The sequence below is a fragment of the Streptomyces sp. NBC_01788 genome (genome assembly GCF_035917575.1).
Lineage (GTDB): Bacteria > Actinomycetota > Actinomycetes > Streptomycetales > Streptomycetaceae > Streptomyces.
The window spans coordinates 658558-672345 of record NZ_CP109090.1 but is presented as its reverse complement, the minus strand read 5'-3'; the positions used below and the strand labels follow the sequence as shown (position 1 = coordinate 672345).

At 71.3% G+C, this 13788-nt stretch carries 12 protein-coding genes; 3 read left to right on the top strand and 9 right to left on the bottom strand.

Features of this window, described 5'->3' with window-relative positions; all coding sequences use genetic code 11:
* The first annotated feature begins 198 nt into the window (after positions 1-198).
* Complete coding sequence (locus OIE49_RS03255) at positions 199-729, top strand: hypothetical protein (protein ID WP_326800973.1); 531 nt, start codon at positions 199-201, stop codon at positions 727-729.
* 124 nt (positions 730-853) lie between these two features.
* Here the strand turns inward: OIE49_RS03255 and hemC are convergent, their stop codons facing one another.
* Both hemC and OIE49_RS03245 read right to left on the bottom strand, forming a co-directional pair.
* Complete coding sequence (gene hemC / locus OIE49_RS03250; RefSeq protein WP_326800972.1) at positions 854-1789, bottom strand: hydroxymethylbilane synthase; 936 nt, start codon at positions 1787-1789, stop codon at positions 854-856.
* A gap of 76 nt (positions 1790-1865) precedes the next feature.
* A complete protein-coding gene (locus OIE49_RS03245; RefSeq protein ID WP_442812203.1) occupies positions 1866-2852 on the bottom strand; it encodes an ATP-dependent DNA ligase in 987 nt (328 codons plus the stop codon).
* 184 nt (positions 2853-3036) lie between these two features.
* On the opposite strand from OIE49_RS03245, the gene OIE49_RS03240 reads away from it, so the two are divergent.
* Complete coding sequence (locus tag OIE49_RS03240; RefSeq protein WP_326800971.1) at positions 3037-4008, top strand: TauD/TfdA dioxygenase family protein; 972 nt, start codon at positions 3037-3039, stop codon at positions 4006-4008.
* A gap of 46 nt (positions 4009-4054) precedes the next feature.
* On the opposite strand, the gene OIE49_RS03235 is transcribed toward OIE49_RS03240, so the two are convergent.
* From OIE49_RS03235 to OIE49_RS03225, 3 genes are all read right to left on the bottom strand, one after another.
* On the bottom strand, positions 4055-5557 hold the full coding sequence (locus OIE49_RS03235; RefSeq protein WP_326800970.1) for a metallophosphoesterase family protein: 1503 nt from the start codon (positions 5555-5557) through the stop codon (positions 4055-4057).
* An 85-nt stretch (positions 5558-5642) separates the two neighbouring features.
* The gene (locus OIE49_RS03230) at positions 5643-6836 is read right to left on the bottom strand and encodes a glycoside hydrolase family 64 protein (RefSeq protein WP_326800969.1); all 1194 of its coding nucleotides are present in this window, start codon (positions 6834-6836) and stop codon (positions 5643-5645) included.
* Between the two features lie 235 nt (positions 6837-7071).
* Positions 7072-7692 (bottom strand): L-threonylcarbamoyladenylate synthase, encoded by a 621-nt coding sequence (locus OIE49_RS03225; RefSeq protein ID WP_326800968.1) that lies wholly within the window; start codon positions 7690-7692, stop codon positions 7072-7074.
* Positions 7693-8077: 385 nt separating this feature from the next.
* Between OIE49_RS03225 and OIE49_RS03220 the strand changes: the two genes are divergently transcribed.
* Positions 8078-9589, top strand: a complete 1512-nt coding sequence (locus OIE49_RS03220; protein WP_326800967.1) for a helix-turn-helix domain-containing protein — start codon at positions 8078-8080, stop codon at positions 9587-9589.
* A gap of 242 nt (positions 9590-9831) precedes the next feature.
* Here OIE49_RS03220 and OIE49_RS03215 read toward each other — a convergent pair whose 3' ends face one another.
* The 4 genes from OIE49_RS03215 to OIE49_RS03200 all read right to left on the bottom strand — a co-directional run bounded on the left by OIE49_RS03215 (position 9832) and on the right by OIE49_RS03200 (position 13566).
* Entirely contained in the window at positions 9832-10350 is a 519-nt protein-coding gene (locus OIE49_RS03215) for an SMI1/KNR4 family protein (RefSeq protein ID WP_326800966.1), read from the bottom strand.
* A gap of 86 nt (positions 10351-10436) precedes the next feature.
* On the bottom strand, positions 10437-11234 hold the full coding sequence (locus OIE49_RS03210; protein WP_326800965.1) for a DUF5707 domain-containing protein: 798 nt from the start codon (positions 11232-11234) through the stop codon (positions 10437-10439).
* A gap of 349 nt (positions 11235-11583) precedes the next feature.
* Positions 11584-12690 (bottom strand): hypothetical protein, encoded by a 1107-nt coding sequence (locus OIE49_RS03205; RefSeq protein ID WP_326800964.1) that lies wholly within the window; start codon positions 12688-12690, stop codon positions 11584-11586.
* Positions 12691-12948: 258 nt separating this feature from the next.
* Positions 12949-13566, bottom strand: a complete 618-nt coding sequence (locus OIE49_RS03200) for a DUF4265 domain-containing protein (protein ID WP_326800963.1) — start codon at positions 13564-13566, stop codon at positions 12949-12951.
* Positions 13567-13788: the final 222 nt, after the last annotated feature.

Genomic DNA, 13788 nt, shown 5'->3' with positions numbered 1-13788 from the left:
GCCCACGGTGCCGCCCGTCGAAGTGATGTGCGGCACGCCCGGCGGACCGCCCCGGCGGCCCGTCGGCGAATTCCCGCTGCCCACGGCTTGATCAGCGATCAAAGACGGTGAATTCCCCGGCCACGGCGCATTCCGCACATTTGACAGTGCGCTGAGCGCGCGGATAGGAAGCAGCTCTTGGAAGTCGAGAGGTGCATTGTGTACGAGCCGAACGTGGTCGGTGACTGGCAGGAGTACGAGGAGCATGCCGGTCTGCGAGTCCGCGTCCACAGCCTGGAGCGGTCCGAGCCGCCGCGCGGGCGCGACGACGCCGCCGAGGGGCTGACGTACTTCCGCCTCCGCGTCACCGTGGAGAACCGCGGCACGCGGCGTTTCGGCGTCCACCTGGAGGACGGGCAGATCGACGTGCGGCTCGGCCCCGACGGCGAGGGCGCGTTCGTCGACTGGCGCAACTCGCAGTTCATCGAGGGCTACGACGTCTATCCGCTGCGCCGGGTCACCGCGGTGCTGTACGCGGCGGGGCCGGAGGCGGCCCTGTCCCAGATCGACGCGCAGATCCAGCTGCGAGTCGACGAGGAGTGGACGTCCCGCGCGCTGTGGACCGGTTGCGTGGACGGGCACGAGGAGTCCGCCGGAACCGGCACGCACGCGGCCGCCGGGCAGGGCGGGCTGGCCCACCAGATCAGCAGCTTCCTGCGCGACCAGGCAGGACCGGGCACCGCGGGCTGACCCGCCGCCCTCGCCGTACCCTCGGAGATCTCCGCCGGGCCGCACTCCGCTGCCCCGCCGTATCCCCGGAGCCCCTTCGTCGTGCCCCGCCGGGTCCGCGCCGTACCGCGCCGGCCCCGCGTCCTCAGTGCGGGATTCCGTCGATGATCTCCCGGGCGCCCTGGCGGAGCAGGGCGACGGCGACCGACGTGCCGAGGGTGGCCGCGTCCAGCTGGCCCGCCCACTCGTGGGCGTTCAGCCGGATCTTGCCGTCGGGAGTGAACACACAGGCCCGCAGCGAGAGTTCCCCGCCCCGGTCGACGTGCGCGTACCCGGCGATCGGGCTGTTGCAGTGCCCCTGGAGAACATGCAGGAACATGCGTTCCGCGGTGGCCGCGCGATGGGTGCCGGGGTCGCCGAGCGGCCCGACCGCCTCGATGAGTTCGCCGTCGCCCTCCCGGCACTGCAGGGCGAGGATGCCCGCGCCGATCGGCGGCATCATCGCTTCCGGGGACAGCACCTCGCTGATGACGTCCGCGCGCCCGATGCGCTCCAGGCCGGACGCGGCGAGCAGGAGCGCGTCCGCCTCGCCCGCGGCCAGCTTCTGCAGCCGCCGGTTGGCGTTACCGCGGAAAGGCACGCACCGGAGGTGCGGGTGGGTCGCCGCGAGCTGGGCGACACGGCGCACCGCGGACGTGCCCACGCGGGTGCCGGCCGGAAGCCGGTCCAGGGTGAGTCCGCCCGGGTGGACGAGGGCGTCGCGGACGTCGTCCCGCTTCAGGAACGCGGCGAACGTCGTGCCGGCCGGCAGCGGCCGGTCGGCGGGCACGTCCTTCAGGCAGTGCACCGCGAGGTCCGCCTCGCCGGCCAGCAGCGCGGCGTCGACCTCCTTGGTGAAGGCGCCCTTGCCCTCGACCGCGGACAGATCGCCCAGCCACTTGTCGCCGGTGGTGCGCACCGGGACCACCTCGGTGCGCACACCGGGGTGCGCGGCGGCCAGTTCGGCGCGGACGCGTTCCACCTGCGCGAGCGCCATGGGGGAGTCACGGGAGACGATACGGATCAGTTCGGGGACGGACATGCGGGACACCCTAGACCTCCGTGCGGGCGGCCCGGGAGGTTCAGGACAGTCCCGGTGTACGGAAGTTGACGTCCCGTCACACGTCCCGATCTTCGGGCGGGTCCACCACCGCGGCCTCCTCCGGTGTGAGATCGGTGCGCAGCCGCAGCCAGGAGGGCTGGCGCAGCATCCCCGCCCGGGTGCGCACGCTGTAGCGGACCTCGCCGACCAGGCGCGGCAGCACCCAGTGCGCCCCGCGTGCCGCCGGTACGGGGTCGAAGGGGCACACATCGGTCGCCAGGGCCGCCAGCAGCGCGGCGAGCTCGGACCGCTCCGCCTCGCTCCAGCCGGTGCCCACACTGCCGACGTAGCGCAGCCGCCCGCCCGCGAGCCGGCCCATCAGGACGGCGCCCGGCAGGCCCGTCAGCCGCCCCTTGCCGGGCAGCCAGCCGCCCACGAGGATGTCCTCGCTACGCATGTTGCGGATCTTGATCCAGGCCCGGGAGCGCACCCCCGGCTCGTACACCGAGTCCAGCCGCTTGCAGACCAGGCCCTCAAGGCCGTGCTCGCGGGTGGCGGCCAGGGCCTCGGCGCCGTGGCCGACGACCGCCGAGGGCGTCGACCAGTAGGGACCCGTCAGGCCGAGGCCTTCCAACTGCTCGCGGCGCCGGAGGTAGGGGAGCGCGAGCAGCGGGTGCGCGCCCAGGTGCATCACGTCGAACAGGACGAGGTGGACCGGGATCCGTGCGGCCCGGCGCGCGGCCCGGCCGGGGGCGTGCGCCAGCCCCATGCGCCCCTGGAGCAGCTGGAAGCTTGCCCGGCCCTGCTCGTCCAGCGCCAGCACCTCCCCGTCCAGGATCGTCGGCGTGGCTCCGAGCACCCGGCCGAGGGGCCGCAGTTCGGGGTAGGCGGCGGTGATGTCCTCGCCGGAACGCGCCCGCAGCAGGAGCCCGCCGTCACCGGGCAGATAGGCCACCACGCGCTGGCCGTCCTGCTTCGTCTCGTACGCCCACCGCGCGTCCTGGGCGGCCGACGGGAGTGAACCGGGCGTGGCGAGCATGGGCGGGATCAGCGGCAGGGTCACGGCAGAGATGTCGACGAACCGGCCCGCCGCCACGCGTGCCGCCCGGCACTTTCCCCTGAAAGGGTCCCCGGCGGCAGCCTGTGGGCGGGCCCGCCGACGGGGGAGGGGAGGCCCTGTCGCCGGGGACGGGAAACGCTGACACGATCGGCGCAGACCGTTACGACGACCATTTCGGAGCGCGGGGATGACGACGGACACGGGCACAGCGGGCGGGCGGCGGACCGGCAGGATCGAGGTCAGGCCCGTCGCCGGGTACATCGGGGCCGAGATCACCGGAGTGGATCTGGCCGGGGAGTTCGACGAGACCGTGGCCGCGGAGATCCGCGCGGCGGTGCTGCGCTGGAAGGTGGTGTTCTTCCGCGGGCAGCGGCTGGACCACGCCTCCCACGTGGCCCTCGCCCGCCGCTTCGGTGAGCCGGTGGTCCTGCGGCGGCGCGGCGGCGCCTCACCGTCCGACGTGCCCGAGGTGGAGACCACCGCGGACCGGCTGGAGCTGGGCGGGCGGTTCGGCATGGACCACGACGAGTGGCTTCGGCGGCGCCGGCACACGCTGCTGCGCGGCTGGCACTGCGACCACGGCGCCCGCGTCGACCCGCCGGCCGCGACGATCCTGCGCGCCGAGACCGTACCGCCGTACGGCGGCGACACCACCTGGGCCAACCTGGCCGCCGCGTACGCCGGGCTGTCGGCGCCGGTGCGCGCCTTCGTCGACGGGCTGCGTGCCGAGCACCGGCTCGGGGTCGGCTACCAGCCGCGGCCCGGGGACGACGCGTACGTCCGGCATCTGATGGACCATCAGATCGCCACCGTGCACCCGCTGGTACGCGTCCACCCCGAGACCGGTGAGCGGCTGCTGTTCGTCAACGGCTACTACGTCGAGCAGATCGAGGGACTCTCCCGGGCGGAGAGCGCGACGATCCTGGAGATGCTGCTCGAGCAGGCGGTCCGGCCCGAGTACACGGTCCGGTTCCGCTGGGAGCCGGGCAGCGTGGCCTTCTGGGACAACCGGGCCACCATCCACCTGGCGCCCGGCGACAGTGCCCACCTCGGCCACCCACGGATCATGCACCGGGTGATGCTCGCCGGTGACGTACCGGTCGGGGTGGACGGCACACCGTCCGAGCCGGTCACCGGCAGCGAGCCGGGCCGCTGGTGACGCGGCCCGCCGGTGACCGGCCCGCGCGCGGCCGGCGCGGCTCCGGTCAGTTCAGGGGGATGACGACCTCGTCCTCGACGGGCGGGTCGATCTCCTGGGCCCGTCCGCCGGTCGCCGCGAAGCAGCGCAGCCGGACCGCCTCCCCGGTGACGTCGAGCCGCAGGAACGACTTGAAGAACGGCGGGCTGAACGTGGCCGAACCCGGCGAGAACAGCTGGGTGTAGAGCTTGCGCACCGGAAGGCGGAAGCGGGCCCGGCGCTCCGGGCGGCGCCCGGCACCGAGCAGGCTCGCCACCAGGCGGACGCGCCGGGTGACCCGTACGGGCTCGCCCCCGGAGCGGACGGACGGGACGCCTAGCCGCTCGGCGACGACGGCCATCGCCTCGGCCTCGCTGAGCGTGAGGAGGCGGCGCAGCCGCAGCCGGCGGGCGTACACCTTGCTGTAGAAGGCCAGGGAGTCGCCGCGCAGCGGATAGCAGCGGAAGCCGGACTCGGTGACGTTCGCCACCGAGACGCGCGGGATGGTGTGGGTGGCGTGCATGAACGCGCCCCCGCCGCCGGAGACGACGTACTGCAGGGTGCGGCCGTCCACGTCGACCGGGTAGCGCTGGTAGTTGTGGATGTCGCCGCCGATCGCGGCCACATAGCGGTGGGCCGGGTCGCGCACGATGTCGTCGACGGTGCCGCCGCCGTCGATGGGGCAGGGATGGTGCTCGCCGTCCACGTACAGCGGTGATCCGGTGAGGAGGATCTTCGGGCGGGACCCCCGCGACACCTCGCGCAGCCAGGCGCCCTGTTCGGCGTCGATCGTGCCGAGCAGACCGGTGTCGATGCCGACGATCCGAAGCGGACCCGCGTCGATCGCCCAGTACGGGCCCGGCTGGTCGGCCTGTTGACCCGGCTGCGACCGCAACTTCCTTGCCTCGGTGAGGCTTTGTTCGTCCGCCGGACGCGGCCGGTGCCACAGCAGCGCACGCCACCAGGCGCGGCCCGGCGGCCGGGGTTCCGGCTCGGGCGGCAGCGGCGGGGCGTCGTCGCAGAAGACGCGCATGAATCCGCCGAGGTCCTCGTACCAGTCGTGGTTCCCCGGTATCGCGTAGATCGGGGCCGGATAGTCCTGGTACGGGCGGAAGAACTTGGTGCCGTAGTCGTCGGTGCTCCCGACCGGGTAGATCACGTCACTGGCGATCACGGCGAACGCCGTGCCCTGACCGGCCTTCAGCAGGCCTGGTACGACGGCGTACTGAGAGTCGTCGCCCGCGCCGGTGTCCCCGATGACCAGGAAGGAGAAGTCGTCGCCCTCCGGCCGTCGTATCACCTTGTCCGCCGGGGCGCCGGCCGCCGCACGCTGCGCCACCCACCGGGACCGGGTACGGCCGGTCGGATCCCCGAACCAGGAGGCGACCACCCCGTTGCGGGCGGCCCACAGAACACGTGGGTCGAGCCAGGACAACTTCCGTACCCTGGCGGGCAGTAACTGCCGGTAGGAGCCGGGTTCGGCGCCCGTCCAGCCGGCGCCTTCGACGGTATCGCGTGAGGAGTCAGACACGCGGTGCACCGTAACAACGATCATGCCCGGCGTACGAGAGGGGCCCGGCCAACTGCTTGCCGGGCCCCTCCGTGGTCAACTCGGGCTAGTCCAGGGGATCGAGGGTCAGGTATGCCTGCTGCGGATCGCCGTCGTGGACCAGGGACTCCTGGTTGCCGACGTCGTCGAAGGCGAACGCGTAGGCCTTGGAGTCGGCCATCCGGTCATGGATGGCCCGCGCGTAGTGGTTGGTCACCGCGTCCTGGTAGAAGTTCGCCGCCGAGGCGTCCGGCTGCTCGGAGTTCACCAGGAGCGTGGAGCGGTTGAACGCCGCGCACAGGGTGCGGGAGATGGGGCCGCGCACAGTGTCGTTCGGCGCGTCCAGCAGCTTGTGGCAGCCGAAGACGCTGTCGGCGTCCGGCTTCTGGAAGCTGGTGACGACGGCACCCGAGGCGTCGGTGAAGTTCATGACGTCCCCCGAGACCCGGCCGTAGTACCGGATGTCGGGTTGGTCCCCGAAGGGGGTGACGGTGAGCGTGGTGCCGGCGTACTTCTGCCACACCCGGTCGACGTAGTCGTCCATCACGTTGCCCGGCAGGTCGCCGTTCTCCATGCCGTGCCCAGGCGCGAGCGCTCGCAGCACGGTGCCGTCGGACCGGGTCTGGATCAGGCCGCCCCAGCCGGACTGCGCGCGCAGGGCGTCGAACACGGCGTGGTAGCCGCCCGGCTTGAGGCGGCCGGTGGTGACGGTGCCTCCGTCGGCGCGCCGGACACCCACCGAGTACGGCGCCGAGAACATGTCCACCTGGGTGCTGTTGAGCCACAGCCCGGCGTCGTTCAGCGTGTACTCGGACCAGTTGAAGAGGATGTCGTGGTTGGGGTCGCTCGGGTTCTGCACCGCGGGCTGGACCAGTCCGCCCGTGGTCAGCCTGAAGTCGAGCTTCCGGCCGTAGGAGAAGTAGATCCTGCCGGAGAACTTGGGGATCCGGATGGTCGCCGACTGCCCGGCGGCCGGACCGGGGATCGAGGCGTCGGGCGCGGGTGTCGGCGGGTTCCCGCCCTCCGGCCACGGGTGGAAGGCTCCGTCCGCGTCGGCCCAGCCCTGCTGACCGGTCGCGAGGGACGTGCCGATGTCGTAGATGTACAACTGCTCGCCGCGGCCGGAGTCGTTGGTCACCTCCAGCGGGATCGTGTCGGGCACCGCCGCATCGGCCGTCGTGGGGAGACCGAATCCGAGCAGCGCGCCGACCAGGGCCGTGGCGGCCCCTGCCGACGCGAGCACCTTGAGTCTGCTGAGCATGCTCCACCTCCGTGGGGGGGGGGTTGGGGGGATACGGAGTTGGTTGGTCCGTACCTGAAGTGAGAGCGCTCTCAGAATTCCGTCTAGGGTGCGTGCATGTCAATCAGCGGCCTGTTGTGCGGGCGTGCGCGGCCCCTTGTGCGGGCGTCCGTGACCGGTTGTGCGGGCGTCCGCGGGAACCCCGCGGCGGCGGACGCCCGTAGCCATGGGCAGCCCGCCCCGCGCCCAGCGCCCCCTATTCGAACCGCGAGATGTCGCCCGCGCCCCGCCGTACGATCTCCGCCTCGCCACCGGAGAAGTCGATGACCGTGGTCGGTTCGGTGCCGCAGTCGCCGGAGTCGACCACCGCGTCCAGCACGTGGTCGAGCCGGTCCTTGATCTCCCAGCCCTGCGTCAACGGCTCCTCCTCGTCCGGCAGCAGCAGCGTGCTGGACAGCAGCGGCTCGCCGAGCTCCGTGAGCAGGGCCTGGGTGACGACGTGGTCGGGGATGCGCACCCCGACGGTCTTCTTCTTGGGATGCTGCAACATGCGCGGCACCTCCCTCGTGGCGGGGAGGATGAAGGTGTAACTGCCGGGCGTGGACGCCTTGATGGACCGGAAGACGTCGTTGTCGATCCGCACGAACTGGCCGAGCTGCGCGAAGTCCTGGCATACCAGGGTGAAGTGGTGCCGGTCGTCCAGGTGCCGGATCGTCCGGATCCGCTCGATACCGTCCCGGCTGCCCAGCCGGCAGCCCAGGGCGTAGCACGAGTCGGTCGGATACGCGATCAGCGCGCCGTCGCGCACGCTGTCCGCGACCTGACGGATCGCGCGCGGCTGCGGGTTGTCGGGGTGCACGTCGAAATACTTCGCCATCCGCCGAGCTTAAGCCGAACCGCCCGCACGGCTGCGCAGGGGCCTGCCCACGGCGGGTACGCGCCGCGGTGCCGCTGTGCGGCCACCGTGTCACTCGCCCGCGCCGTGTCACTCGCTCGCGCCTGGAATTCATAGGCGTACTTCCCGGATCCGGGGGAAACAGGGTTCTGGAACCGCTCGGGAGCTGTCCCCCCGGCCCCGGGCGTGCGGCTTCGCCGGTGTTCACCATCCCCCCTGTGAACCTCCGGCGAAGCCGCCTTTCCGCGTGCTTGCCCGATCGCGCGGTGTCCTGGTCCGGACCGGAGGGATACTGCCTGGTAACGTCGCCGACCGGAAACAGCGAGGTCAAGGCCACGGACATGCGACGGATGAGGAGAGAGCCGACATGGCCGGGCGAGAGGATGCGACCGACGGGGCCGCCGGAGCGCACGGACGGGCCGACCGGGCGTCCTGGGCCGAGGGACTCCTCGACCAACTGCGGCCGACCGGGCGGGACGTGCGCAAGGTCGTCGCCTGGCTCGCCGCGTCCGTGCGGGGAACCGGCTGCCTGCTGGACGGCAGCGGCACCCTGCTGGCGGGGGAACCGGTGCCCCTGGACGAGAACGTGGTCGCGGACGTCGTCTCCGGCCGGTTCGCCTCCGCCGCCCTGGAGGACCGCGGACACCATGTCCGTCTGGTGCGGGTCGGAGGCCCGCATCCGCAGTCGGCCCGGGCCCGGGTCCTGGCCGTCTCCCGCGCCGAGCCCTTCGACCGGCAGGCCGCCGAGATGGTCACCCGCACCGCCGGGGTGCTCGAACTGCTGCTGCGCGCCCACGAGTCGGCCGTGGCCGGGCACCGGCTCGAGAAGGCGACGGCGGCCCTGCGCCTGGCGATCCTGCAACTGCTGATGGTGGAGGACACGGTCTCGGCCCGCCGGGTGGCAGCGGGCCTGTGGCCCGGACTGCTCGACACGGACGCCGCCTGGGTCTACGTCGTCGAGGCCCACCGCGCCGAACGCGACCGGCTGGCCGCCGAGTGCCTGGACGCCACGGGGGAACGAGCGCTGGTGGTGCTCTGTCCGGCGGTGGACGAGCACGTGATCGTGGTCGCGCCCGTCGAGACCGACGGCCGCCACCTGCGCTCGCTGGTCGGCACGCGGCCGCGCACGTTCCTCGGCGGCAGCACCCGGCACAGCCTGGCCCGGACCGCCACCGCGTACGGGCAGGCCGTGAGCGCCCTCGCGGTCGCCCGGTTCCGCCCGGAGGGGGCCGCCGTGTACGCCGAGCGCAGCCACCCCGAACGCCTGATGGACCCCGAGGCGCTGCGCGCCTGGTCCACCCGGCTGCTGCGGCCGCTGGACACGCTGGCGCACCACACACGCGCCGAACTGCTCGCCACCACCCGGCTGGGCTTGGAGTTCACCGCGGTGAGCGCCGCGAAGGTCCTCGGGGTGAGCCGCAACACGGTACGGGCCCGCATGGAGCGGGTGGAGGGACTGGTCGGCGCGGACTTCGGCAGCCTGGCCGCCCGGGCCGCCGTCCACCTCGCCCTGAACACCCAGGCCGGCCTGGACCACCAGCCGGCCGCGGGTCCGGCGCCGCCGACGGGCCCGGTACGCTTCGGCGACCTGCTGACCGGACCGGCGCTGCGTACCTGGGCACGCGAACTCCTCGGCCGGCTGGCGGCGGACGCGCGGGACCTGCGCGGCACCCTGCGCACCTGGATCACCGCCGGCGGCAACGCCGAGCGCGCCGCGCAACTGCTCGGCGTGCACGCGCAGACCGTCCGCGAGCACGTCCGCGGTGTGGAGCCCGTCCTGGAACGCCAGCTCCTCGCCGCCGGCAGCGACCTGTACGAGGTCGTCCTGGCCCATCTGGCACTGGGCGACCTCGAACCACCCGCCCTCGGCGCGGAGTAAGGCGGGCATTTGGGACTCACTTGTGCACGGGTGAGCCCTCCACCGGCCCGAAGGGGCATCGGCGCGATACCCAACGGCTGCCCGCTACACGTAGGTTCGACGAGCCGCGGACACGGGACCGGAACGGGGGACCGGTCCCGTGCCGCCGGCCTCCCACGTGGAGCATCCGTAGATACCTTCCGTCGGCCGAGCGCCCGAAGGTGCCAACCAAGTACTTTCTCTGATGAGACCGCGTTTGAGATCTAGTGGGATTCCAGCCATGCGGTGTACCAATCGCGGAAGTCCGGCCCGGGGGTGAGACCACCCCACACGCAGTCGTCGAGCCACCCTTGTCCGGCACCGCTCCCCGTTACGACCAGACGGGCGAAGGTGCCGCAGCCGGACTCGCCGAGGACCAGCGTCCCCGCCACCGAGTAGTCGGCGTTGCCTCCCCTGCCCGGCCCCGGCCACTCCCTGGTGTGTGCGAACGGGGTGGCCAGGAAGCCCACGTGCAGACACTCTGCCCGAAGGTCGTGCAGGGCCTCTTCGTCGTCCCCTTCCTCTGCCAGGCCCAGGAGCCAGTAGTCCGGCCCCGCTCCGCCGTCGGCGACCGTACCCAGGAAGCTTCGGTAGGAAGCAGGAAGGGTAATGCCGTGCAGCTGCTCGAAGGATCGGATCGTCGCTTCCGTCAGGGGCGGGTAAAGCCGGTACCCGTGATGAGAGGCGCCGAAACGGCGACGCTCGGGGTCCTCCCGGCCCATCGCGGCAACACGAGAGCGCACTGAGGCACCGTTCCAGACTCCGCTTGGTGCGGCAGCGTCACTGGTCACGCCGGAACAGTACCGGCGTCCGGCCGCGCGCCGCGGGACTACTTCACGTGGACGAAGTCACCGGTGGCGTTGACTGCGGGAGTCGAGGTCGTACCGGCGAAGCTCCAGCGCCAGTAGCCGTCTTTCGCAGCCTTGACCGTGGTCTTGAGCGTGCCGGTGTTGGAGCTCTTCACCGTTTTGACGGTGGTGTATGTGCTGCTGTTCTTCTTCCGGAACTGGAGTTTGACCGACTGGGACGTGTAGCCCGCGTACTTACGGGTGTCCCAGTTGGCGCGGTCCAGCTTGCCCGTGACCGTGATGGTGCTGCCCTTCTTCACGGACTTCGGGGAGGCTTTGGCCGTCAGCCGCGACAGCCGCTGGAACCTGACCGAGGAGAACTTGCCATTCTCGGTGAAGCTCCCGTCCTTGCCCCATGCGCCGGCGTAGACCCGCCAGGTCGTGGCGTTGGTGTTCCACAGGTATCGGGGATCGACCGTGATGGTGAGGGTGCAGGTCGAGGTTGTGGCTTTCGCGGCCTTGCACTTGGCCCTTTCCTTGTCCGGGTGGAACCCGAGGTCGTACAGGTTCGGGTTGCTGTCGCGGCCCCTCCAGAGGTAGGAGAGAGCGTCGTCGATACCCGAGGAGTGGGACGCGGTGACGGAGACCGTCACCTTCTTGGTGGCGGTGGTACCGAGCACGATCGGCTTTCCACTGTTCACAACGACCTTGCTGATCACCGGGGCGGTGTCCGCCCCCGTCAGCGCGAACGAAGGGCTGCTCGCCTGAGAGGCCGGCACGGCGAGGGCGGACAGGGCCAGGGCGCCGGAGACAGCGGCAACAGTGGCACGAATACGCATTTGTTCCCCAAGTCTGCTCTGTGGGTCTGCTGAACCGACAGACCAGACCTGGTGCGCACGTGAAAGGTTGTACCCAAGGTGAAATCTTCGCGAAGATCGATTTGAGACGGCCAACGCCCCGCTCCGTCCCCCCAGTCGAACCAGCAGTCCCTGGCCGGCTCCGCCGTCCGTGACGAATCTTCTGCAGCCGGCAGGCCCGTACCCCCGACAGATCGAGGACTATGAGCGCAGGCAGCCTGGGGCGTCCCTGGGCCGCCGGCCAGGTGGTTCTGTTCACCAGATTCGCAGACAGCAGGTGCTGACCACTTCGGGAGACGCGAGAGTCTGGTGCTGTTCGATTGCCAGACCGCTAGAAGAGGCCGGCCGGCCTGTCCTGCGTGAGGTTCTCGAGGATCGTGCGCAGCCACGGGCTGCGCACGGCCGGCAACCGGACCACGGTGTGCTGGAACGCTCCCCGGTCGGCCCGGAACAGGTAATTGGGGCGCGGCGGCAGCGGGTCGTCGCGGAGGACGTCTTGGGGTATGCCACCCGACGCGGGAACCGGCAAGTAGGGCTGGGGAGAGGTCAACCACAGCCACACCCCCAGAGGCAGCGGCACCGGGTATGCCGATGCGGCCGGGCCGGCGGGGGTCCAGGTTTGACCCGTCTGCGGATGGACCGGTACGAGCAGGATGTCGACGCCTGCGTCGGGCGCGGGCCGTCCCGGTCCAGCCAGGACCGCGCGCCGCTTCGGCGGGCCTGCGGGCAGCAGCGCGTCGAGCGTTCGCTGGAACACGTCCGCGGTCAGACCGTTGGGAACCTTCACCGGCTGTCCTTCGGAGGCCGCCAGCAGGTGGGCGAGCGCCCGGCCGGCTGCCGCCTCCCATTGCGGACTCCACGACCAGTAGTGGCTCGGTCCAAACCGTCCTCCCCACGTGGCAATCGGCTCGAACGGGGGCGTGCTCTCCCCCTTCTCGATCAGCTCCGCCCAGGAGAGCGGCGCAGCGTGGACACCGTCAACGAGGACGCGGTGCACGGCGTCTGAGCTGAGCCGCACTGCCTGCCAGAGCGAGCAGTCGTCGACCCTGGCCGCCACGGGCAGGTCGCACGCCTCGCAGGCCAAGTTGGGCCCGTCTGCCCCATCTGGGCCGCAGCAGGCACCGCCGCTCTTCTCGGGGATCAGCCGTGTTCCGCGGACATCTCCGGGCGCGATGACAATCGCCCCGGGCGCGCTGTCGGACAGGGCGTAGGCCGGCGCGTAGATGCCGCGTGCCTCCGCCTCGTCCGGATCGATCTCGTGCCACATCCGCCACGGCCGCCCCCAGGGGTCCGGGTCCACGGCAAACGTTCCTGATCCCATGAGCACCGGAAGCTGGGCCCCGTTCCCGTATTTCTGACGAGCGTGGGCCGGAAGGGAGACCTGGGACAAGGGGACGGTCAGCTCGGCAGCGCACCTCGCGCAGACGAAAACGAACAAAGGCCCCCCTCCGCATGGGAAACAGCTGCATCGTCGCAGCTCGGCGGCAGCCAGCCAACGTATTTTCTCGTCCGTCGCGCGGACGGCGCCTGCCACCGTCGTGGAGCATGAGCGCAGCACGGGTGACGCTTGCCGCCGCCACCAAGGAGTGTCCGCACCTGCTGAGCACCGGGCCACACCGTGCGGTGACTTGTAGGCGAGCACCTTGCTGGAAGCGTCACCAGTCTCTAACAACTCCTATCGGAAAGAGCCTTCGAATCAGGAGTCGATCTCCCAGTGGAGAGCGCCGGTCTGGGCGGGTGCCTCCAGGGTTTTCACGAGTGCTGTCGGATCCGTGCCCGGCGGGAGGTCCACCGCGAGGTAGGTCCCCTGGAGCCATTCGTGAGGCAGGTCGGCCTCGACGACCTTGGCGTGCAGGAGTTCGTGCAGCTGGTCCCGATCGGGGTGGTCGACGACGAGAGCGACCCGAAGGGTGCGATGGCCGGATTTCTCCAGCACGGCGGTTACCAGGTGGTTGCTGTCTACGGTCACCACGTCGCGGTAGCAGATGCCGTAGGTGAAGAAGGGCAGGCAGGCCACCTCGAACCGGTCAGGCGCGAGCTGGCGGGTCCAGAGCTGTTCGCTCCAGCCGTCCTGCCGGTCTGACAGGTCAGCGTGAATCAGGTAGTTGCTGCGGCCCCGGCCGATCGGGTCCTCGTGCGTGATGACGGTGATGGGGTGCCTCCTGGAGCCGGGTCCCGACCCCCGGATCCTGTACCAGCGGCTTCGGTAGGAACAAGGCGGGGCGCGATCGCCTCCACGCAGGATGCGACCGCGCCTGACGAGCCGAACGGCGGGGACACCTTGGTGGTGGCCCCGCCGCAGCGCGCCTGCCACGGGCGGCGGTAGTGGGGTATGAGCGTCTGCCGCTGAGGCCCGGTGATGCTGCACACCGGGCAGCGACGGCTCGCCGCGGTGCTCGAGGTCGAGTGGCAGCGCCGGCCGATGTGACCGGTGGCGGCGCGCGGTCAACAGGGCCTGGTGGCTTCCGGTGTCACGCCCGCGAAGGCCACCCTGAAGCCCGGGGCTTCCCTCGCCTGCAAGTTCCGCCTGACCGTG